Genomic DNA, 21,879 nt, shown 5'->3' with positions numbered 1-21,879 from the left:
CGAATTGACTTCGTTGTAAATCCAACAAATTAATGTTGGCCTACACAATTTTAGTGTTAAAACTTTGTTCAGTTTTCAAAGGTCTACCAGCTGATTAAGCGCTTACGCTCATCAGCGACTTAATTATTTTATCAAGCTGACAAATGAATGTCAAGAACTTTTTAAAATAATTTTTCTAACGATCTATCAACGAATTGATAAATTGTTAGGTGTCATCTCAACAGACAACTTAATTATCATACCGAAGCTACAAGACCAAGTCAAGAACTTTTTCAAAATAATTAAAGGCGTTTGGAAAAGCTATTAAGCTTGAATCCGTTGACGCCGTTGTCATCTGTCGCAACAACAAGATATATATTACCGTTAAAGATAAACCGATGCAAGTACTTTTTATGATTTTTTTCAATTTATTTTACACAATTGAATCATAAACAAGTTTCTTCCTATTAAGTAGCTAAAAACAAATCACTTATTAATACTTGGTTCAACTTTATTGCTTATTACTATATCACGTTTTTTCAGCAATGGAAGTCCAAATTCTGCAATTTCGTCTAAAACCAAGGTACAAAAAAAGACTAGCTTGAAGAGTATCCCTCTACCTAGTCTTTATATACTAATCCGAAATTTCAACTGTTTCCATAAAAATGTCTTCTTTAGGCTTATCATTGCCATCACGTTTAGCACGAGCAATTTCGCGGACGATATCCATTCCATCAATTACTTGACCAAAAACTGTATGTCTGTGATCCAGCCATGGAGTTCCACCATTCTTATAAGCTGCGACGATTTCTTCAGGATAACCCGCTCCAGCCATTTCCTTAATCATACGTTTAGGCATATTTTGGTTAGATACGATAAAGAATTGACTACCATTTGTGTTTGGACCAGCATTTGCCATTGATAACGCGCCGTCCAAGTTGAACAATTGGTCAGTGAACTCATCTTCGAAACTATCTCCATAAATACTTTCACCAGCCATACCAGTACCAGTTGGATCGCCACCTTGAATCATAAAGTCAGGAATTACACGATGAAAGATAATTCCGTTGTAATAACCTTTCTTTGCCAATTCAACAAAGTTTTTAACTGTCTTGGGTACTAGTTCATCAAATAATTGAATCTTAATCGTTCCGTGATTAGTATTGATTGTTGCTACACTACCAGTAGCATTTTCTAAATCTAATTGTGGGTATGTCATTTTTTTGTTTCCCTTCTATATATGCAATTAACGTTAAACTACTTTACCATATCTAAAGATTGAAAAGTGAAAATTAATAGGACCATTGTTGTTACAAGCCTAGAGCTAATTTATTTAAATGAGCAGAATTTTTTATTGTTCCTGCCATAAAAAATAAACTAGTTGGAAGAGCTAAGAGTATTCATTCGCAGCGAAAGTGGTGTAATTGAATACTCTCAGCTCTGGAAACGGCATGCTTAAATAAACTTTCAACCTTTAAATACTTAATTCATAAGCCAAACGTTTACCATCAATGGCATCTGGAACATAAATAATTCCAGTATATTCAAAACCGAACTCTTCAGCTAGATGTTGCATTCGTTTATTGAGCTTATGTGTGTCGATTCGCATGTGACGAATTCCTTGTGCATACGTATCACTGATTAAATTAGTAAAAAAGAATTTGCTCAACTTCATACCACGATATTTAGCAGAAATGGCAATTCGATGAATCGTTGAATACGTATCCATTGTATCTTGCCAAGCTCCCTCAATCTCATTGTAGTTAGGATCGTCAGTTGTCATTAAAGTAGCAGTCCCGGCAACATCTCCATCAACAATTAAAACTCTGGCAAATCCTTTGGCAATATCTTCAAGCAACATATCTCTATCTGGATGTCCGTCTTGCCATTGTGTACTGCCATCGGCCTTTAAAAGTGCTTTAGCCTCGTCAATGACTTGCATAATTGCATCAATATCGGAAGTTGCAGCTTTTCTCATATAAATTAACGCCATTAATTAACCTTCTTTACTTCTCTTTTTCTCTAAGATACACCTATTTATCAACGATTTGCATACTTTATTTTGCAGTAATGCGCTTATACCAATGAATTGCGCCGCTGATAATTCCTATCAATAGAAAGAAGTAACCAAACGGCACTAAGAAGAATGGTTCGTGCAATATCCCATTACTGTCAACTGTTGATCCAATCATAGAGAATAATGCAAAGCAGCCAACACCTAAAAGTAAAGCAATAATCATGATATTCCTTGATACGCGGGCCTTTTTCATCTAAATTCACCTCATTATCATTTACCATCAATATATCAGGTTTAATAAAATTTACAATCCGTATAATGGTATTGCTATTATCTAAAAAACATTGTATCTTATTGCTCCAGAGGATTTTGAGGAGAAAAAATTTGATAAGAGAAAACATTCAAGAATATACCTTGGGCCAAGATGGACCAACTTTAGACATTAATATTACTGGTAACAGTGACATGGATTACTCACATGATGATTTAAAAATTGCTGCGGCAATTAAATTAATCGAATCATGTGACAACCAAAATTTCACCTTATTAACAGGTGAACATGAACTTTATAAAGATTTATCCGACCGCTTATATGTGGCCGTTGAAGATTTTGTGCCAGGAAGCTACATGAAATAATAGGAAAGTCAGAGAATAGATTATTCTCTGACTTTTTTCTTTTGTTATACTATATTTACAGCTCTTTTTGAAAGGAATAGTTATATTGAAAACATCCCTCAGTTTCAATTCCATAATGAAAAATATGTTCCTCAAAGTCGATTGGGAATCCGTTTTAGCCCATATTGGCGGAGTTATCTTTCAACTAATATTATTGACGATTGTTTTACTATTGATTAATTGGATTGGCAAGAAAATTATCCGTCACATCTTCAAGACTGGACTACGTGGAACCAAGGCTTCCATTTCACCGAAGAAACTCGATACGATTTATACAGTTGTTCTCAACGTTTTCAAATATATTTTAATGTTTTTTTGGATCTATGCCATTTTATCGGCAATCGGTATCCCCGTTGGAACACTAGTTGCCGGAGCCGGAATTTTTAGTTTGGCAATTGGTCTTGGCGCACAAGGTTTTGTTTCTGATATGGTCAATGGTTTCTTTATTTTATTGGAGCAACAGATTAGCGTCGGCGATACGATTAAAATCAATACTATTGAAGGTCGTGTCACTTACGTTGGTATTCGCACCACCCAAATTCAGAGTATCGACGGAACCCTTAACTATATTCCTAATCGCAATATCACCGTAGTCAGCAATAAATCTCGTAATAATATGCAGGCTCTAATGGAAATCCCTATCTTTAACGATTCCCCTTTTAATGAAATTACGAAGATTATTGAAGACATTAATCAAAACTTGGAATTAAATAAATTACAAATTACTAAACGCCCGGCAATCCTTGGATTTTCCAATCAAAATGATGGCACATTAACGATTCAAGTTGCTGCCTACACTAAACCCGGTGCCCAATTTAATACTAAAAATGTTTTACTAGAAAAATATTTATCTGCTATCAAAAATGCTCAAATTGATTTACCTAAGTAACATGTACTGCTAGTTAATCTTTATTAATTGAATGTAAGAATATTCAATCGCTTTTATATCCATGCTATTTTAAATTCAAAAATAACGAAGAAACTTGGGACTCATTTTTTCTGTTCAAACTAAAGAGACACTGTAATCCAAAATTGGTTACAGTGTCTCTTTGATTTAATATTCGAAAATTAATAATATTTTTGTCCTATTATCTTATGATTAGGATCAATTACTAGCCTTTTTTTCACGAATCGTCAATTGAATTCGATTACGGGTCTCATCGACATTTAGTACCCAAACAGTGACAATGTCACCAATAGTTACTATCGTACTTGGGTCACTAACAAATCGGTCAGCCAATTGTGAAATATGAACCAATCCGTCTTGCTTAACTCCAATATCAACGAATACTCCAAAATCAATCACATTTCTAACCGTACCTTGAAGTTCCATACCTGGTTTAAGGTCAGACATGCTTAAGACATCCTGTCGGAGCAACGGTGCTGGCATATTATCACGAAGGTCTCGCCCTGGTTTACTTAATCCGTCAATGATATCAGTTAGAGTTTCCTCTCCAATATTCAATTTTTGAATCCATTCATGCTTATTTAATTTTGCTAATTTTTGATGAAGTTCCGTGGTACCAATCAATTCAGTAGACATTCCAATGCCTTTTAATAACTTTCGTGTGGCCGAGTAACTTTCCGGATGAATGTCAGTATTGTCTAACGGATCATCTCCAGAAATAATTCTTAGAAATCCAACTGATTGTTGATAAGCCTTAGGACCCAATCGGGGCACTTGTTTTAAAGATTCCCGATCATTGAAGGCACCTTTTTCATTTCGAAAATTAACGATATTTTTTGCAGTAGTTGAGGTCAATCCAGAAATATGCGTCAACAATTCTGGACTCGCTGTATTAACATTAACTCCTACCTGATTCACAGCCGTTTCTACAACCCGGTCTAATTGTTGATCTAAATCTTTTTCAGGAACATCATGTTGATATTGCCCTACACCAATTGCTTTTGGATCGACTTTTATCAATTCAGCCAGTGGATCCTGTAATCGCCGACCAATACTAATTGCCGAGCGTTCTTCAACGTGAAGATCACCAAATTCTGAACGAGCATTTGCACTTGCTGAATAAACTGAAGCACCGGCCTCATTGACAATTACATAGTAGACAGGACGTTTTAGAGTTTTTAAGATTTCACTAACAAACTCTTCTGATTCTCTACTGGCAGTTCCGTTTCCAATGGCAATCATTTCAACTTGATAATCTTCAAGTAACTTCTTAAATTCTGTACTGGCTGCGGACCGTTTTTCTTTGTTGGCTGGTTTGTGGGGATAAATCACTTGTTTTTTCAAAAATTGTCCATTAGCGTCTACAATTGCTAGTTTACAGCCTGTTCGATAAGCTGGGTCGAATCCCATAACAACTTTGCCTTTCAGTGGTGAAGCCATCAAAAGGTGATACAAGTTATTTCCAAAAACCTTAATGGCATGTTCATTTGCTTGATCCGATAACTTACGACGAATTTCCCTTGCAATAGCCGGACTCAAAAACCGTTTGTACGCATCTGCAAAGGCAATCTTTATTTTTTCTACAGCCGGACCTTGATGACGACCAATTATTCGAGAATATCCAAAATTTAAAATTGTATCAGCATTAATTGAAATACCAACTGTTAATATTTTTTCACGTTCCCCACGGTTAATGGCTAAAACACGATATGGAGGGATCTGTTTCAATAATTGTTGAAAGTCGTAATATGTCTCGTAAGTTTGCCCCTCATCCTTCTCTTTAGCACCCCGTTTTACCTTGCTAGTCAACTCACCATTTTGCCAAGTATATCCTCTTATCCATTCACGAAAACTGGCTTTTTCACTGAATAGTTCGGCCAAAATTTCATTAACCCCATTCCAAACTGCCTCTAAATCGGGTAAATCTTTACTAGGATTAATAAAAGAACTCGCTTTATTGTTTAAACCACTAGATGGAAAACTTAATAGCCAATTTGCTAAGGGCTCTAATCCAGCTTCTCGAGCAACACTAGCCTTAGTCTGCTTTTTTTGTTTATATGGAAGATACAAATCCTCCACTTGTTGTAATACCATTGCTTCTTCAAGTTGTTTTTTTAAGTTAGGCGTTAGCTTACCTTGTTCCTGAATCAAATTAATAACATCATTACGACGTTGATTTAATTTCATCAATCGATGTGCCTCATCTTCAATAGCACGAATAGCAACTTCATCTAAAGTACCCGTACGTTCCTTTCGATAACGCGCAATAAATGGCACTGTATTTCCTTCATCCAACAGCTCTAAAACTGCTTTAATCTGTTGAATTTTATACTCATCCAATTGTTGATGAACTGGTTTAGTCAAATCGACCAAATTATTTTCTGCTTTACTTACTACCATATGGTCCTCCAGTTTTAATTAAATCGCTTATTATATTTGGGCAAAAGTGTTCAATTATCATTTTGTTTTTAGAAATATATCATCAAAAAAAGACTTAGATTTAAACCTCTAAGTCAAAATGAAAATCATTTACTAGTTTGAAACAATACTCTTAATTATATCATGTATAGCCACAAACATTTAATAAGGAAATCAATTAAGCATACCTGCACTCATCAAACCTTCCCTTGAATAATACTTAAAAAATTTTATAACAAACACAAAATATTATTTATCAAGGTTATACTTGATCAACATCTTGGCAGCATCCATCACAGTTTCTTCTGGTCTATGTTGTGTCCATCCTAAATCATTCTCTGCCGCGGACGTTGTATGACGATATTTCCGGTCTAACATTGGTACTAACGCACGCAAAGTTGGTACAAATCTTGCTACAAACTTTAGTGCCCAGTCAGGCATCATTCGTATTTTAATACGTTTATATGGAAAATTAGTTTGATAAATTTTTTCTACTTCGGCCATTTGTAATACTTGCGATGCCGCTAAATATCTTTTTCCAATTGCAACTGGATTTTCGAAAGCTAAACGGTGTAAATGCGCTAAATCACGTACATCAGAAATTTCTAGTGGCACATGTGGTGTCATAGGCATTCCATTCAATAGTCTCAACAGTACTCCGTTAGAACTGACAGCTTTATCAGACAAGATCGGTCCAAAAATAGCACCAGGTAAAATGGTTGTTAATTCTAAATCGTTTTCCTGAGCAAACTTCCAAGCAGCCTTTTCGGATTCAACTTTTGAAATTCGGTAAGGATCTAAGTCAGGATTATTAATATCCGTCCAAAAACTTTCATCCAAAACAGCATCACTGCCACTCATTGGAGTTGATGCTGCTTGCGAACTAGTCATGACGACCCGGTTGACGCCAGCTTCTTTGGCCGCCTTTAGAACTGTCAAAGCACCATTTTTGGCAACATCAACCAATTCTTCAACTGACTGTGTGCCATTGCCCATTGGTGAAGCAACGTGGATCACGCCTGCAGCACCTTGAATATTCTTCACCCAATTCTTATCACTGGTTAAATCTGCCTCAAAGAAACTCAAGTTCGCCATTTCTGACTTTGGTACAGCGTCAGCAATTTCCTTTTCAAGACGTTCAGCTTTTTTTAACGAACGAACACTGGTACTAACTTCATATCCAGCATTTAAAAACTCTACGATGACCCAGCCAGCAACAAATCCTGTTCCACCTGTTACGATTACTTTTTTCATTTCAATATCCTCTTGTTACTTAATTTAGACAAATAATACTGTCATCTGTCTAATATGTCAAACTAATGCTATAATTATTTTTGGAGGTATTCGCACATGACACCTAAAGAAGAACTAGTCATCAAATTCAACCACATTATCCTTGTTCAAGGGTTCAGTAACTTTTCCATGGTTGATCTCGCTAAAATGGCTGATATCAGCCGAGCTAAACTATATATTTACTTTAAGAATAAGGATCAAATTGTTAATTCAGTTGTCGACAGACACTTGGAGTTCCTAAAAAAATATCCCATCCCTACTACTGCTAAGGATGAGAATTTATTATCAACAATTTTAAATTCATTACTATTGTTAGGTTCAACGACAGAATTATTTGAAAGCGAACTACGAGAAAAATATCCTCAACTCTATCGTAATTTCAAACGTGGTTATGAAACTTATTTTTCCAATTTAAAATCTTACTACGAGAATGCCCAAGAAAATCACTTGATTATTAAGGACATCTCCGCCGAGTTCATTCTTTTCCAAAACAGAATTAATATTCGTGGTATTTTAGACGATGTTCGTAACAATCAGCTTTCTTTAAATAAAGGTGAGCAATATTTAGCTGAATACTTTACCTATCAAATTCACTCTTTGTTACTAAATAAAACACCGATAATTCCCGATGATATCAAAAAATTCAGTAAAGTCATTATTAACGAATACTACGATACTTACGCGAATATTAATCACTAATTTGGCTAATCATATTAGAAAAGTTATAATTAAACTATTGAATTCAAAAAAGGGAGCTAATTATATAATGGAAAAACGTATTAAAGGTTCATGTACATCAATTTTAGTCGGTAAAAAGGCTTCAATCGATGGTTCAACAATCATTTCTCGAAACGACGATGGTCATGAAGCACTTGACCCCCAACGTTTTGTAGTCGTGAATCCGGAGAACCAACCAAGAACTTATACTTCAGTTATTAGTAAAGTGGCAGTTGATCTTCCTGACAAGCCACTCCGTTACACATCAATGCCTAACTCAATTTTAACAAACGGCATTTGGCCAGCCGCTGGTATTAACAGTAAAAACGTCGCTATGTCAGCAACTGAAACAATTACTACTAATTCACGTGTATTAGGCCTAGATCCATTCGTTGAAGGTGGACTTGGTGAAGAGGACTTAGTCACTGTCGTTCTTCCTTACATTAACAGTGCTCGTGAAGGTGTTATGCGTCTTGGCTCATTATTAGAAAAATATGGTACTTATGAACCAAACGGTATCTCATTTGCTGATAACGAAGAAGTTTGGTGGTTAGAAACTATTGGTGGACACCACTTTGCTGCCGTTCGTATCCCCGATGATGCTTATGTTGTCGCTCCTAATCGCATGAACATTGATAATTTCGACTTCGAATCAAACGATATACTTTGTTCTGACGATTTGAAGGAAATGATTGACAATAACAACTTGAATCCTGATTTTGACAAATATAATTTGAGACATATTTTCGGTAGCTCATCTATCAAAGATACTGTTTACAACAACCCTCGTACTTGGTATGGTCAAAAATTCTTCAGCCCTGATGACACACCAGATGATCCAATGGATCAAGATTTACCATTCATCTGTCATGCTAACCGTAAAATTTCTATTGAAGATGTAAAATTTGTTTTGAGTTCACATTTTGAAAACACCAAGTATGACGTTTATGGAAATGGAACTGAGGCTGAAAAGAAACTCTTCCGTCCAATCGGAATCAACAGAAATCACAATGTTCACATTCTTCAAATCAGAAATAATGTTCCAACTGAAATTGCTGCTATTCACTGGTTAGCATACGGTGCCAATACATTTAACACGGTCGTTCCCTTCTACGCCAACGTTAATGACACCCCTGCACCATACAAAAATGCTACCGGTAAATTCGATCTTAACAACATGTACTGGTTAAGTTGTACAACCGCATTGCTTGGCGATACTGACTATGACTTCTATGTTGACATGCGAAATGATTATGAGCTTGATGCTATGAGTGCCTATCGTAAAATTCAAAATGATACTGACACCGATATTAAAGGCGAAAAAAATGTTGAAAAATATCTAGAATCAGCTAATGAGAAATTAGCTACAACTGCATTTGAACTACAAACCAAATTACTCGGAGACATGGTAACTATGGGTTCTGAGAACATGAAACTTCGTTACAATCTTAACGACTAATAACAATTAAGGCGATAATTAATTATCGTCTTTTTTTGACATTTTATCGAACATACGTTCTTTTAAGATGATATACTTTTCCTTGTAGAATGATAACTTTGATACAATGAACTCAATGGAGGAATTGCTGATGAAATTTTTACATACAGCTGACTGGCATATTGGTCGAACATTAAATGCACTATCTCTTTTGGACGAACAAAAGCATGCCTTTGAGCAGATACTACAAATTGCTAAAGATGAACACGTTGATGGTGTTGTCATTGCGGGCGATATTTATGACCGTGCCATCCCTAATCCCGAGGCCGTTACTGCCTTAGATAAAATGCTCCGTGAAATAAATTTGGATAATAATATTCCAATATATGCTATTTCTGGTAATCACGATAGTGCCAAAAGACTCAATTATGGTCGCGAGTGGATGGAACACACTAATTTTCACCTAAATACCTTGTTGAGCGAAGCTTTCACACCCGTTGAAACCGATGATACCCAGATTTTCTTATTGCCATTTTTTGATCCAATCGATGCCAGAGTCTATTACAAGCAACAACACCTTCCTGAAGATGAAGTCAAAAACATTACAACTATCAGTGATGCTATGAACCTGGTCGTTAGTGATATGGTGAAATTATTCGATAGGAACAAAAAGCACATCTTAATAACGCACTTTGCCGTCACTCCTCATAAGGATGAGGAAATTGATCTTACTAGCGAAACTACGTCAAAAGTCGGCGGTCTAGCAACATTAACTGCCGATCAATTTCAGGCTTTCGACTACGTAATGCTTGGCCATATTCATACTCGCTTTGCATCTCCTAGTGAGACTATTCGCTATTCTGGTAGTCCAGTTAAATTTAATATCAAAGAAGCTCGACTTAAGAATAAAGCTAAAGGGGTCGATATCGTTACGATTGATGATTCCGGTATTACTCGCGAATTCAAACCTTTAACACCAAAAACCGATTTAATTGTCCTCGAAGAAAATTGGCAAACACTTTGTAATCCAGATTTTTACAAACAACAACCCATTAATAAAGATTGGTTTGCCATTACCATTAAAGACTTTGACCGCAGTGAACACACTCAGACTAATATTCGTGCCGAGTTGCAAAAACGCTACGGAACCATCGTTGAATTAGACTACCAAGTCAACCAAAATCAGACCGACTTAAAACACGTTGCAGTGAATATTAATGAAATCAGTCCCGAAGATACCGTCGACAAGTTTTTCCAAACTATCACTGGCAAAGACCTATCTACTAAACAAAAGAACATCGTTGAAACCATCTTCAATGAAGTAGAAAGAGAGCACAAATGAAACCAATTTACTTAGAAATTAATAATTTCGGACCTCATGCCCACTCAGTCATCGATTTTCGTAAACTTGATGAATCGCCAATCTTCTTAATTGGTGGTGACACCGGTGCTGGTAAATCAACCATTTTTGATGCTATGACTTACGCTCTCTTCAATACCACCACTAGTGACCGTGACGCCAGAGAAATGCGAAGTCAATTCGCCAGTCCTAAGGATATTACAAAAGTCATTTTCTACTTTGAACAAAGCGGTAAGATTTACAAAATTGAACGTACCCCACTCCAAGTATTAGCTAAAGAACGTGGCACTGGTAACACTACTAGAAATCCCACAGCCAATCTTTCAGTTGTAGAGGATGTTGGTGACATTGAGATTGAAAGTATCGCTACCAAACCAGCCGATGTCGGCATTGCCATTGCTGAGATTCTAAATTTGAACGCCGATCAATTTAAAAAAATTATCCTCTTACCTCAAAATGACTTCTCAGAATTTTTGAAGTCCAACACCTATGACAAAGAAAAAATTCTCAAGAAGATATTTGGTACTCAATTATTTACCGACTTCACGGCTAAATTAAAAGATCATTTTGATGCGGCAAATGCTAAATCAACCGATTTTAATAATGAATTAAAATCTCAAACAGAATCACCCGTTTGGACCGATGAAGAGCATGTTGAATTGGCCAAGACTACCAATGATCAATTGCTTGCCATCCTACAAAATTATCTTGAACAACGTCAAAATAAATTAGCTGCAACTCAAGCAAGTGAAAAGAAAATTGATGCTGAATATGAAGCTGCCGATAATAAATACCGTGTAGCCGAAACCATAAAAAATAACTTTGAACGATTGGCTGAATTAGAGCAGGAATATCAAGCAAAAATCACTGACCAATCTCAAGATATTAAACTAAAACAAGTCCATGTTGACGAATTAACTTGGGCGCAACCACTACGTGAGACTGTCCGTGATTTAGACAAAATTACGATTGAACAACAAGAAAGTACTAAAGACGAACAGACTGTTACTCAAAAATTAACCACCTCTAAAAAGGAATTTGATCTGTCTAAAGAAATATTTACTAAATTTAATTCTCAAATCAAAGACTTTGAAAATAAAAATGAGCAGGTTCAAAAATTAAGTGTAACTATTGCAAAAGTTCAAGATATTGAAAACATCAAACGATTGTTGGCACAGCTCAAACCTCAGTTAGAAGAAGCTCAACACAATCTTGCTGATAAAACTGAAACAGCCGAAAAAATCAAACAATCAATTGAAACTAAAAAGCGAAGTGCCATTGATTCAGAAATCTTAAATGAACAAAAAGATAATCTAAATACTGAAAAAAACAATCTTACTGACACACTGAACCCACTCGCAAATAAACGTGATACAAACGTTTCGGAAGCTCAAAAGCTACAAGAACGGCTCAAAAAACTCACAATAGAAGCTGAAACTAAAAAGGCCACTCTAGCCAAGGCTAAAGAAGTCTATCAAGAGAAAATCAAAACTAGACAGACACTGATGATTGCCCAACTTCGCCAAGAGCTTGAAACCGGTCAACCCTGTGCCGTTTGTGGATCTACAGAACATCCATATTCTGAACTCACCGTTACCGCTGATGAGAATGGCTTACGTAAGTCAATGAAAGAAGTTGACGACTCCCAAAAGGCTTACGCCGCAGCTGACAATGCTGTAAAAGAAATCAATCAAACTTTAGATGAACTTTCAGCAGAATTCAGTCAAAAACAACAAGAATCAGTTGAAGCTTTTAAATCCTTATCAGCTAAATACAGTGAATTACTTGAAAAAGTTAGTCTTGATTTACCAACCGAATTTAATATGGAAAAAATTCGTGAACAATTCCAAATTAAACTCGATGAAATAAATCAAAAATTAAAAGACGCTCAAAAATTAAATCAAGAAATTAAAACTTTGGAACAACAGAGTCAAGATATTCAAACTGAATTAATATCAGCTAACGCCATCTTAGAACGATTATTAGCTCAACAACAAACTCACACTAATGACTTAGATTCCAAATTAAAAGCCCTTGATAATCCCGATGTATCCAGCAATGAATTGATTCAGCAACAATCTCAATTAAAACTTGATTACAACGAATTTCAAACTAATTTGAAACGTGCTCAAGAATCATTGAATCTTGCCGAAAAGACTTTCAGTAACAATCAAACTCACCTAGATGACATCAAGAATCGTTTGAAGAAACAAGACGTTACTATCAAGAATTTATCTGAGAAGTTAAACCAAGCTTTATCCTCTGAGGCTGCAAAGACAAATGACTACGATACATTGGATAAATGGATCCACGAGTTGAATCAAAATCAACTAACTGAATTACAAAATATTATCGTTAGTTACAATAAAGAAAAAGAAATGCTGACGACAAATATTAATAAACTCAAGCAAGAAATTGACGGTCTCGAAAAGCCTGATACTGACAAATTAAAACAAGCGCTAGACGAAGTTCAACTTCAGCGTAAATCAATAATCTCTCAAGTAGCAACTGCCAAAACTGACTTTACTAATGCCCAAAAGAGTTTTGATAAAGTGACAGACATTATGAAGCAGCAAGGAAGTTTTGCTAAGGAATTAGCTGCCATCACTAGTCTCTACAATGTCGTTAATGGTAAAGATGGTAATGACAGCAAACTAAAACTAGAAACTTATGTTGTACAGAATTATCTCCAAAGAATCTTGTCATACGCCAATGAAACATTCCTCAATCGTCTTTCCCATAATCGTTACTATTTCGTTATTTCCGAAAAGGCCGTAGATAAACAGCGTGATCACGGTCTTGATATTAATGTTTATGATCGAGAGACCAATGCCATCCGTTCCTCAGACACCCTTTCTGGTGGCGAAACATTTATCGCCGCCTTATCAATTGCCCTATCACTTAGTGAAGTTGTTCAATCATCAGCCAACGGCGTACAAATTGATGCCCTATTCGTTGATGAAGGTTTCGGTTCGCTTGATGATGAAACCCTCAGTGAAGCTATGAATGCTCTCGAGGATATCGGTAAAAATCGTATGGTTGGTGTCATCAGTCACATCGAATCAATGAAACAAAGTATCGGCCAACAACTGCTTGTCAAAAAGCTTGGTGACGGTAAGAGTGAAATAGAATTAATCAATAAATAAGCAATAAAAATAGCATCCCACGCACGGGATGCTATTTTTGTCTCTATAGAGCATTAACACTGATAAAACGTTTCTCTAATACTTTCAAAATAGCATTAGCAGTATCTAGTGAAGTATATAGAGGTACTGAATTCAAGACCGCATTTTGACGAATAATATACCCGTCAGAATGATGACTTCTACTTTCCCCTAATGTATTGATCAAGAGTTGAATCTTATTGTGACTCAAATAGTAGATGATATCTTCTTTTGCTTGACCCACTTCAGGAACAACTTTTGCTTCGATACCTTCTTTGTTTAGATACGCAGCAGTTCCCTTAGTTGCTAAAATTTGGAATCCAACTTCATGGAAACGATGAGCTAATGAACTAGCTTCTTGCTTGTCATTATCATTGACAGTTATCAGGACATTACCAGCATCCTTAATATGTTCATTTGTAGCTTCAAATGCCTTGTACAAAGCTTCCGTATAGTCAAGTCCTGAACCCATGACCTCACCAGTTGACTTCATCTCTGGTCCTAAAGCACTATCAACATTATTTAATTTATTGAAGGAGAATGTTGGTGCTTTAACATGAATCAAACGGGATTCTGGTTCCAAACCAGGCTCTAATCCCAGAGTATTAAAGTCTGCTCCGAGAATTAATTTCGTGGCAATTCTAGCCATTTGAATACTTGTAACCTTGCTCAAGAAAGGTACCGTTCGGCTGGCACGAGGATTGACTTCAATTACATATGCTTGATTGTCATGAATTACAAATTGAACATTCATAATACCGACACATTTCAATTCTTTAGCTAGTAACTTAGCATACTTAACAATTTGAGCTTGAACTTCATCTGGAATATTTTGAGGAGGATAAACGGCCATGGAATCACCTGAGTGCACACCAGATCTTTCAATATGTTCAATAATTCCTGGTAATAAAACGTCTTTCCCATCACTCAAGGCGTCAATTTCACATTCACGTCCTGTCAGATATGTATCAATCAAAACCGGATGATCATTGGAAACTTGCACAGCCTCACGCATATATTTGTCGAGTTCTTCGTCAGATCTGACAATTTCCATTGCCCTACCACCGAGAACATAGCTTGGACGGATTAATACTGGATAACCAATCTTATGTGCAACTTCAAGGGCGCCTTCTTGAGACGTGGCTGTACCACCAGCAGGTTGTGGGATATTCAATTTTTTAATAATTTGATCAAAGAGATCACGATCTTCAGCGCGATTTATATCTTCAACCTGTGTACCCAAGATTTTAATGCCATTTTCCTTTAAGGGTTCGGCCAAGTTAACAGAGGTTTGACCACCAAATTGCACGATTGCTCCAACAGGATTCTCCAAGTCACAGACGTTTAAAACATCTTCCAATGTCAAAGGTTCAAAGTACAATTTATCGGCAACCGAGTAATCAGTTGACACCGTTTCCGGATTGTTGTTGATGACGATTGCCTTGTATCCCATCTGTTGGACGGCCTTGACACAATGAACAGTTGAATAGTCGAATTCAATTCCCTGACCAATTCTAATTGGACCGGAACCAAGAATTAGCACTGATTTATCAGACATCTTTGATGATTCATTTTCAGTTTCATAAGTACTGTAGAAATAAGGAGCTGCTGCTTCAAACTCACCAGCACATGTATCAACTGTCTTGTAAGTTGGTAAAATTTCACTCTGAATTCTAAAGTGGCGAATAATATCCTCGTCCAAATCATTCAAACGTGCGATTGTTTTATCAGAATAGCCTAGTTGTTTGGCTTCCAAAACAATATCTTTATCCAAAGTTCCATTTGTCAAAACTTTCTCATAATTAATAATATTTTTAATCTTGGCTAGGAAGAAAGGATTAATTGCTGTTAACTCTTTGATAGTTTCATAAGAAACATCACGTCTCAAAAGTTCAGCAATATAGAACAAACGGTCATCAGTTGGTGTTTGAATATATTTTTCCAACTCTTCAATCGACTTATCAGACAAAGAATCCATAATCAAATCTTCTTGATCAATTTCTAGTGAACGAACAGCCTTTTGCAAGGACTCTTCGATATTTCTACCCAAGGCCATAACTTCACCAGTTGCCTTCATTTGTGTACCGATAGTTCTGTCGGCTTTTGAAAATTTATCAAATGGCCAACGAGGAATCTTGCAGACAACATAGTCCAATGCCGGTTCAAATTGGGCAAAAGTTTTCCCTGTAATTGGATTGATAATTTCATCCAATGTTAGACCAACGGCAATTTTTGCGGCAATCTTTGCAATGGGATAACCAGTTGCCTTTGATGCCAAAGCTGATGAACGACTGACACGAGGATTAACTTCAATAATATAATAGTTACTGGTTTTAGTATCAATGGCTAATTGTACATTACAGCCACCTTCAATTTTTAGAGCACGGATAATCTTTAGTGACACATCACGTAATTTTTGAATTTCCGTATCCGTCAAGGTTTGAATTGGAGAAATGACCATTGAATCTCCAGTATGGATACCAACCGGATCAATATTTTCCATATTACAAACGGCTAAAGCATTATCATCGCTGTCTCGCATAACTTCGAATTCAATTTCCTTATAACCAGCAATACTTTGCTCAATCAAAACTTCAGTTGATGGTGAGGCCTTTAGTCCCCGTTCAACAATTTCTTCAAGTTCAACATAATCGTGAGCTACCCCACCACCAGTCCCACCCATGGTAAAAGCGGGACGAATAATGACTGGAAAGCCAATATCATCAACAAACTTTTTAGCAGCTTTATAGGTATGCGTTGATTGGGATGCTGGAACTGGTTCATGCAGACTGTTCATCAATTCTTTAAATTCTTCACGATCTTCAGCTTCATTGATTGTTTTTAATTTAGTTCCAATAATTTCAATATCTAACTGGTCCAGAATTCCAGCTTCTTGCAACTGCACGGCCATATTCAATCCAGTTTGACCACCCAAGGTCGGAATAATGGCATCAGGATGTTCCTTTACCAAAACTTTTTCAACAAATTCAAGCGTAATCGGTTCAATATACACCTTATCGGCAATATGTTTGTCCGTCATAATTGTTGCCGGATTAGAGTTAATTAAAACCGTCTCATAGCCTTCTTCTTTCAATGCGAGGCAAGCTTGTGTTCCTGAATAATCAAATTCGGCTGCCTGACCAATAATAATTGGACCGGAACCGATAATCATAATTTTTTTAAGGTCTGTTCTTTTTGGCAATTTATTCCCCTCCAACTATTTGTTGATCATGTCCCAGAATTTGTTAAATAAGAAATCAGCATCATGTGGACCTGGCTTAGCATCCGGATGAAATTGAACTGAAAAAGCATTGTATTTAGTATGCTCAACTCCCTCAACCGTTTGGTCATTCAATTCAACTTGAGTAACCTTCAAAGCCGTATCCCTAACTGATTCTTCATCAACTGCATAACCATGATTTTGTGAGGTGAAATAAATTCTGCCACTCTCAAGGTCTTTAACCGGGTGATTGAAGCCACGATGACCAAACTTCATCTTAAAAGTTTTTGCACCGTTAGCTAGGCATAATAATTGATGGCCCATGCAGATTCCGAAAAGTGGATAACGTTTTTCCAGTTCAATGATGGTTGGTAAAACATCCATATGTCTAGTTGGATCTCCAGGTCCATTGCTCAACATAATACCATCGGGTCTTAAGTTCTCAATTTCTTCCAATGATGTATTGCCTGGTACAACTGTTACTTGCAAACATCTTTTAGTTAGTTCTGAAACGATGCTCTCTTTATATCCAAAATCGAGTAATACGACATGCTTGCCGCTACCTTCAAACGTTGCTGGTGTGGGATTGATACTCTTTTGTAATTGTTCATCGTCTAATTTCCAAGTACTGATTTGGTCTAATAGACCTGAATTTAAATCGTCTACGATTGCAGCTTTCAACGAGCCGGCTTTTCTAATCTTTAAAGTTATTGCACGTGTATCAATTCGTCGGATACCGGGGACATTTTCTTGTTTCAAGAATTCATCGATTGTCATTTCACTTTGATAATTACCAACGACATCGCTTATTTCTCGGGCTAGTACGCCCTTTATAGTAGGCTTTTGTGATTCATTAAATTTCTTAGCGACACCGTAATTACCGATCATTGGTGCACAAAAGTTAATAATTTGTCCATTATAGGATTGATCAGTAATTGCTTCTTGGTATCCACTCATCCCTGTTGTAAAAACAAGTTCACCAATTGTTTCTGTGTCGCTTCCAAAAGCCGTACCTTCAAAGTATGTTCCATCTTCAAAAACTAGGTATCTTTTCATATTTGTCCTCCGAATTGATAAAAATTTGTACATAAAAAGGGATGCCTACTTACCAGCATCCCTAAAGTTTTTGTCTTAGACGATTGATATAGACTGAACCTTCGGGATCTCTCTGGACCCTATTAAAAATTCAAATTTAAAAACTTTTCACCAGTACGCGAAACTCAGAGAATCCTCTCTGTAGTTCTTTCGCTTTCAAGACCTCACCGGATCTAATTAAAAGTTATTGTTCCAATGATACAAACAACGAGGTGAATCGTCAATACTTAAATTAAAATGTTTTTAATTTAAACGGTACCAACATTAAATATTTTTAAGTTGATTAAAATCATGGTAATAAAAAAACTTTCTTCGCCAGCAGACAAAGAAAGCTCGATTTAGAAGGTTCCCCTTACTAATTGATTACTTTCCAAGCCTCACTGGACTTAGTTAAAAGTTGTTGTACTTATAATACAAAGGACGTGTTGATTCGTCAATAGTTATTATTTAAGAAAGACATGTTCACGGTGGTACTGTAAATATTTTTTATTAGGAGAATACTCTTTATTCATGTATATTTTTCTATTCTTATATTTTTTTAGTGCTTTATTTACCTCTGGATCTCCAGAAGCTACGTCTGACACCAATATATGCCCCTCATCTGAGAACGTGAAATATCCTTGTTTAAAGGCCTCAGAGAATATTTTGGTCAAGCAAATTCCGTTTTTAGAATCTAACCGAATATCCTTGTTATCATCCCAAGGAACTATACGAGTTGTAATTAAATCAGCTTCATTTTTATCAGCCACGAGCGCTGATTTATAGTGATAATTAAATTTTACTTTATCTGAATAAAATTTATTTACTGCATTGAAAGTCTCAATACCCTTAGCTTTATCATCGATAAAATAAGACTCCATTTTCTCGGCCTGATAGCATTTCACAGCAATAGATTCTTCTTCTGGCGACAAGTCTGGTTCATCTGGAACTAAATTTTTTTGACGTTTCAATAATCCTATAAAATCTTCTTTAGATATCTGAGTGATGCCATTCATATTGAAAAAATTGGACCATTTACCGTTGAACTGGCGAAATTTCCAATCAAAAGTTCGTAAGTTCTCCTTCATTAAATGGTGTGAAAATAAATAAGGATCCTTGATAGTCACCAAATTATTACCCGTTTGGAAATCTTCACGAACAATATCTCCAAATTCAGCTGCACCATAAAGATAAAATTCATTGCCCCACTCTGAAGCACTACCGGATCGACGATAAATAATTAAGTCACCACTGTGTAACTGTTTATTACTCTTATTCTGATAACTATAAAATTTGAAATCTACGTCATTGTGTTCAGGGCTGGAACTGGAATCAATTATGAAGTAATTGGTATTGGGATTTGTTAATTGCTTATAATAAGCCTCTATTCTTTTTTCGATTCTATCAGCTCCTGTATGTATTCTGAATTTGCCCAAAATGTTCTTTTGGTAATCTCAGTCCCATCAGTAAATTCGAATGTATCGTTACCATTCCTTGCTTTTGGCCTTACATGAAATTTTTTATGATCGCTTACCTTAGGAAATTCCTTTATATCACCTTTTTTAAATGCATCTATCGTTTTATAATATACTGATTCTCCAAGACTTTCACTTTTATTAGGATTAAGGGAAAACATTTTCATATATTCTATATTATTAATTTTTAAATTATTGCTATAGTAAATAATGAATATCGGATACTCTCTTTTCAATTGACTAAAAAAATTTGATTTATTGAACGGAAGATAATTATCATTCTCATTGTATCCGTCCCTCTTATATAGTTCATCAAAACTGGAATTTGGCAATGGAAAACTTTCTTTGACATTTCCATTTTGAAATGGAATGGTTCGAAAATAGCCAATTTTTATTTTATTATTATCATAGAATTTTTTTATTAAATATGAAGTTGAATAATTATTCTGATACGCACTTTCCTTTTTCATATTCTTAACAAATTCATTCAATTCCTTAATTGTGTCTTCTATATTTTCATTATTTTTGTTTTCTTCTTTATCTGTATTATATTGTTTTAAGATTTCCTCAAATTTTTCATCTGTTTTAAAATCATTTGCTTCTAAATGTAAATTTTGGGCATACTTTTCAAACTCATCATATTTTATATCTAAATCATCAAATGGATAGTCATCTTCATCATCTATACTATTTAAGTCATTAATTACATAACTCTGAAAATAAATTTTTCCATACCGAATAATATTTGATTTTTCGTCATCAGATTTAGACTTATCACGCCACCATTTGTCGATTCCCATTGTTACATTAATATTGTCTATGAATCTTTTAGCACTAGCATCTGACTTCAATTTATGTAGAACTTCTCCAAATACTTCATCAATATTATTCTGACTTTTTTTAAAGTTTTTACTTCTCCCTGGTCTATTATCTATCGCAAGACTTTTTTTTGCGAATTCCAACGGAGTAAAAGTAGTCAGAATATTATTTTCCTGCCCTGTTCTTAAAATTTTCATTTGATATTTTTTAAGTTTATTATTTATTTCATCAACAAGGTCTGACGCACCTTCAAAATCTTCTATTTTAATTGGTATCTGATTATTCAATCCCCATGTTATCTGCTTCGATATTTTTTTGTCACCAAAGATAAATACTGTTTTTAAAATTATTTTCTTTAATATACTATCCATGCATCTATTAAGAGAATTAATAGTCAAATCTTCCAAGTTAGATAAATCACTTATCAATTCCTCTTTAGCATTAAAAAAATTGGTAAGTGTCTGAGCTCCATTTATCACACTCACCTCATTAGGATTAAAACTAACATAATTTGCCTCTTCACTATGTTCACTTTTCTTGTTTACAAAAATATTTATTCCATTATGACAAAACCAAAACAGTTCTGGGTAAGAATCTTCCATTTCATCCCCATCAGGATTTCCAATAATTCCTAATATTTCATTTTTTTCATCAATAAATTCCGGATAATTTATAATTCCAAATTCCAAATACCTTTTAAAATTTTCTTTTAATTCTTTTCCTGCCTTTTTATTCTCTATTCCCGTTCTTATATTCAAATCAAATAGACTTGATCCTGTAACATTAAAAAGTCGTTGTAATTCAAACATCGAAACATTAAATACCTTTGAATTTATTTCCGAATCAAAATCAAGCCCATCGTACTTGATTTTCACACCATATTCTAAATAGTTTATTCCATCATGATCCACTTTTAATTTTAGATTATCATTATTATCTGAATATATTGATGTTTTAAAATTAAATAAATCATTTATTTTCCTTTTCTCTTTAGCGTTATTACATCCTTTAATCAAATCATTCTGACTAAAGATTTCATCATTTCTATTTTTAAATATCATAAATAAGAAAGTTATGTGTTCCGGCTGATATACCAAGTTAAAAATATCGGACAAATCATCCTTGTCAAACGTTTCTATTTGTGTGAAATCACAACAATAATACTTAAAAAAATCATCATCTGTTTGTTTTTCTAGTTCTAAAACTTTACTGTCGCAAATATATGACTTATTACTGATATCATTTTCATCATCGATATATCCTTTATTCTTAAGCAAATTAATAATATTAATTGTATTACTCATACTGTCTGTTTCCCTCCGA

General features: G+C 35.2%; 15 protein-coding genes. 6 read left to right on the top strand and 9 right to left on the bottom strand.

Features of this window, described 5'->3' with window-relative positions:
- Nucleotides 1-613: 613 nt before the first annotated feature.
- From FFM71_RS01160 to FFM71_RS01150, 3 genes are all read right to left on the bottom strand, one after another.
- Nucleotides 614-1,198 (bottom strand): peptidylprolyl isomerase, encoded by a 585-nt coding sequence (locus FFM71_RS01160; RefSeq protein WP_137610344.1) that lies wholly within the window; start codon nt 1,196-1,198, stop codon nt 614-616.
- A 255-nt stretch (nt 1,199-1,453) separates the two neighbouring features.
- Nucleotides 1,454-1,972, bottom strand: a complete 519-nt coding sequence (locus tag FFM71_RS01155) for a GNAT family N-acetyltransferase (protein WP_137610343.1) — start codon at nt 1,970-1,972, stop codon at nt 1,454-1,456.
- Nucleotides 1,973-2,036: 64 nt separating this feature from the next.
- Nucleotides 2,037-2,249, bottom strand: coding sequence for a DUF3955 domain-containing protein (locus FFM71_RS01150; RefSeq protein WP_137610342.1), 213 nt, complete (start codon nt 2,247-2,249; stop codon nt 2,037-2,039).
- A gap of 131 nt (nt 2,250-2,380) precedes the next feature.
- Between FFM71_RS01150 and FFM71_RS01145 the strand changes: the two genes are divergently transcribed.
- Both FFM71_RS01145 and FFM71_RS01140 read left to right on the top strand, forming a co-directional pair.
- Nucleotides 2,381-2,632 (top strand): hypothetical protein, encoded by a 252-nt coding sequence (locus tag FFM71_RS01145; RefSeq protein ID WP_137610341.1) that lies wholly within the window; start codon nt 2,381-2,383, stop codon nt 2,630-2,632.
- A gap of 85 nt (nt 2,633-2,717) precedes the next feature.
- Complete coding sequence (locus FFM71_RS01140) at nt 2,718-3,560, top strand: mechanosensitive ion channel family protein (RefSeq protein ID WP_137610340.1); 843 nt, start codon at nt 2,718-2,720, stop codon at nt 3,558-3,560.
- A 216-nt stretch (nt 3,561-3,776) separates the two neighbouring features.
- Here FFM71_RS01140 and FFM71_RS01135 read toward each other — a convergent pair whose 3' ends face one another.
- On the bottom strand, nt 3,777-5,978 hold the full coding sequence (locus FFM71_RS01135) for a Tex family protein (RefSeq protein ID WP_137610339.1): 2,202 nt from the start codon (nt 5,976-5,978) through the stop codon (nt 3,777-3,779).
- A 267-nt stretch (nt 5,979-6,245) separates the two neighbouring features.
- Entirely contained in the window at nt 6,246-7,250 is a 1,005-nt protein-coding gene (locus FFM71_RS01130) for an NAD-dependent epimerase/dehydratase family protein (protein ID WP_137610338.1), read from the bottom strand.
- A 96-nt stretch (nt 7,251-7,346) separates the two neighbouring features.
- Here FFM71_RS01130 and FFM71_RS01125 point away from each other — a divergent pair, with 96 nt between their 5' ends.
- From FFM71_RS01125 to FFM71_RS01110, 4 genes are all read left to right on the top strand, one after another.
- Entirely contained in the window at nt 7,347-7,988 is a 642-nt protein-coding gene (locus FFM71_RS01125) for a TetR/AcrR family transcriptional regulator (protein ID WP_137610337.1), read from the top strand.
- A gap of 67 nt (nt 7,989-8,055) precedes the next feature.
- A complete protein-coding gene (locus FFM71_RS01120) occupies nt 8,056-9,465 on the top strand; it encodes a C69 family dipeptidase (RefSeq protein WP_137610336.1) in 1,410 nt (469 codons plus the stop codon).
- Between the two features lie 130 nt (nt 9,466-9,595).
- Nucleotides 9,596-10,786, top strand: a complete 1,191-nt coding sequence (locus FFM71_RS01115) for a metallophosphoesterase family protein (protein WP_137610335.1) — start codon at nt 9,596-9,598, stop codon at nt 10,784-10,786.
- Nucleotides 10,783-13,950, top strand: a complete 3,168-nt coding sequence (locus tag FFM71_RS01110; protein ID WP_137610334.1) for an AAA family ATPase — start codon at nt 10,783-10,785, stop codon at nt 13,948-13,950. Before FFM71_RS01115 ends, FFM71_RS01110 begins: the two co-directional genes overlap by 4 nt.
- 43 nt (nt 13,951-13,993) lie before the next feature.
- On the opposite strand, the gene carB is transcribed toward FFM71_RS01110, so the two are convergent.
- The 4 genes from carB to FFM71_RS01090 form a co-directional block, all read right to left on the bottom strand.
- Nucleotides 13,994-17,170 carry a carbamoyl-phosphate synthase large subunit gene (gene carB / locus FFM71_RS01105; protein ID WP_137610333.1) on the bottom strand — a complete coding sequence of 1,059 codons (3,177 nt, stop codon included), beginning with the start codon at nt 17,168-17,170 and terminating at the stop codon, nt 13,994-13,996.
- Nucleotides 17,171-17,185: 15 nt separating this feature from the next.
- Nucleotides 17,186-18,244: a carbamoyl phosphate synthase small subunit gene (locus tag FFM71_RS01100; protein ID WP_137610332.1), complete on the bottom strand. Its 1,059-nt coding sequence runs from the start codon at nt 18,242-18,244 to the stop codon at nt 17,186-17,188.
- A 482-nt stretch (nt 18,245-18,726) separates the two neighbouring features.
- Nucleotides 18,727-19,698: a hypothetical protein gene (locus tag FFM71_RS01095; protein WP_137610331.1), complete on the bottom strand. Its 972-nt coding sequence runs from the start codon at nt 19,696-19,698 to the stop codon at nt 18,727-18,729.
- Entirely contained in the window at nt 19,647-21,860 is a 2,214-nt protein-coding gene (locus FFM71_RS01090; protein WP_137610330.1) for a PDDEXK family nuclease, read from the bottom strand. The genes FFM71_RS01095 and FFM71_RS01090 overlap by 52 nt, the downstream gene beginning before the upstream one ends.
- Nucleotides 21,861-21,879: the final 19 nt, after the last annotated feature.

It is taken from the genome of Companilactobacillus huachuanensis (assembly GCF_005404815.1).
GTDB classification, from domain to species: domain Bacteria; phylum Bacillota; class Bacilli; order Lactobacillales; family Lactobacillaceae; genus Companilactobacillus; species Companilactobacillus huachuanensis.
This window is presented reverse-complemented; position numbering and strand designations above follow the sequence as displayed.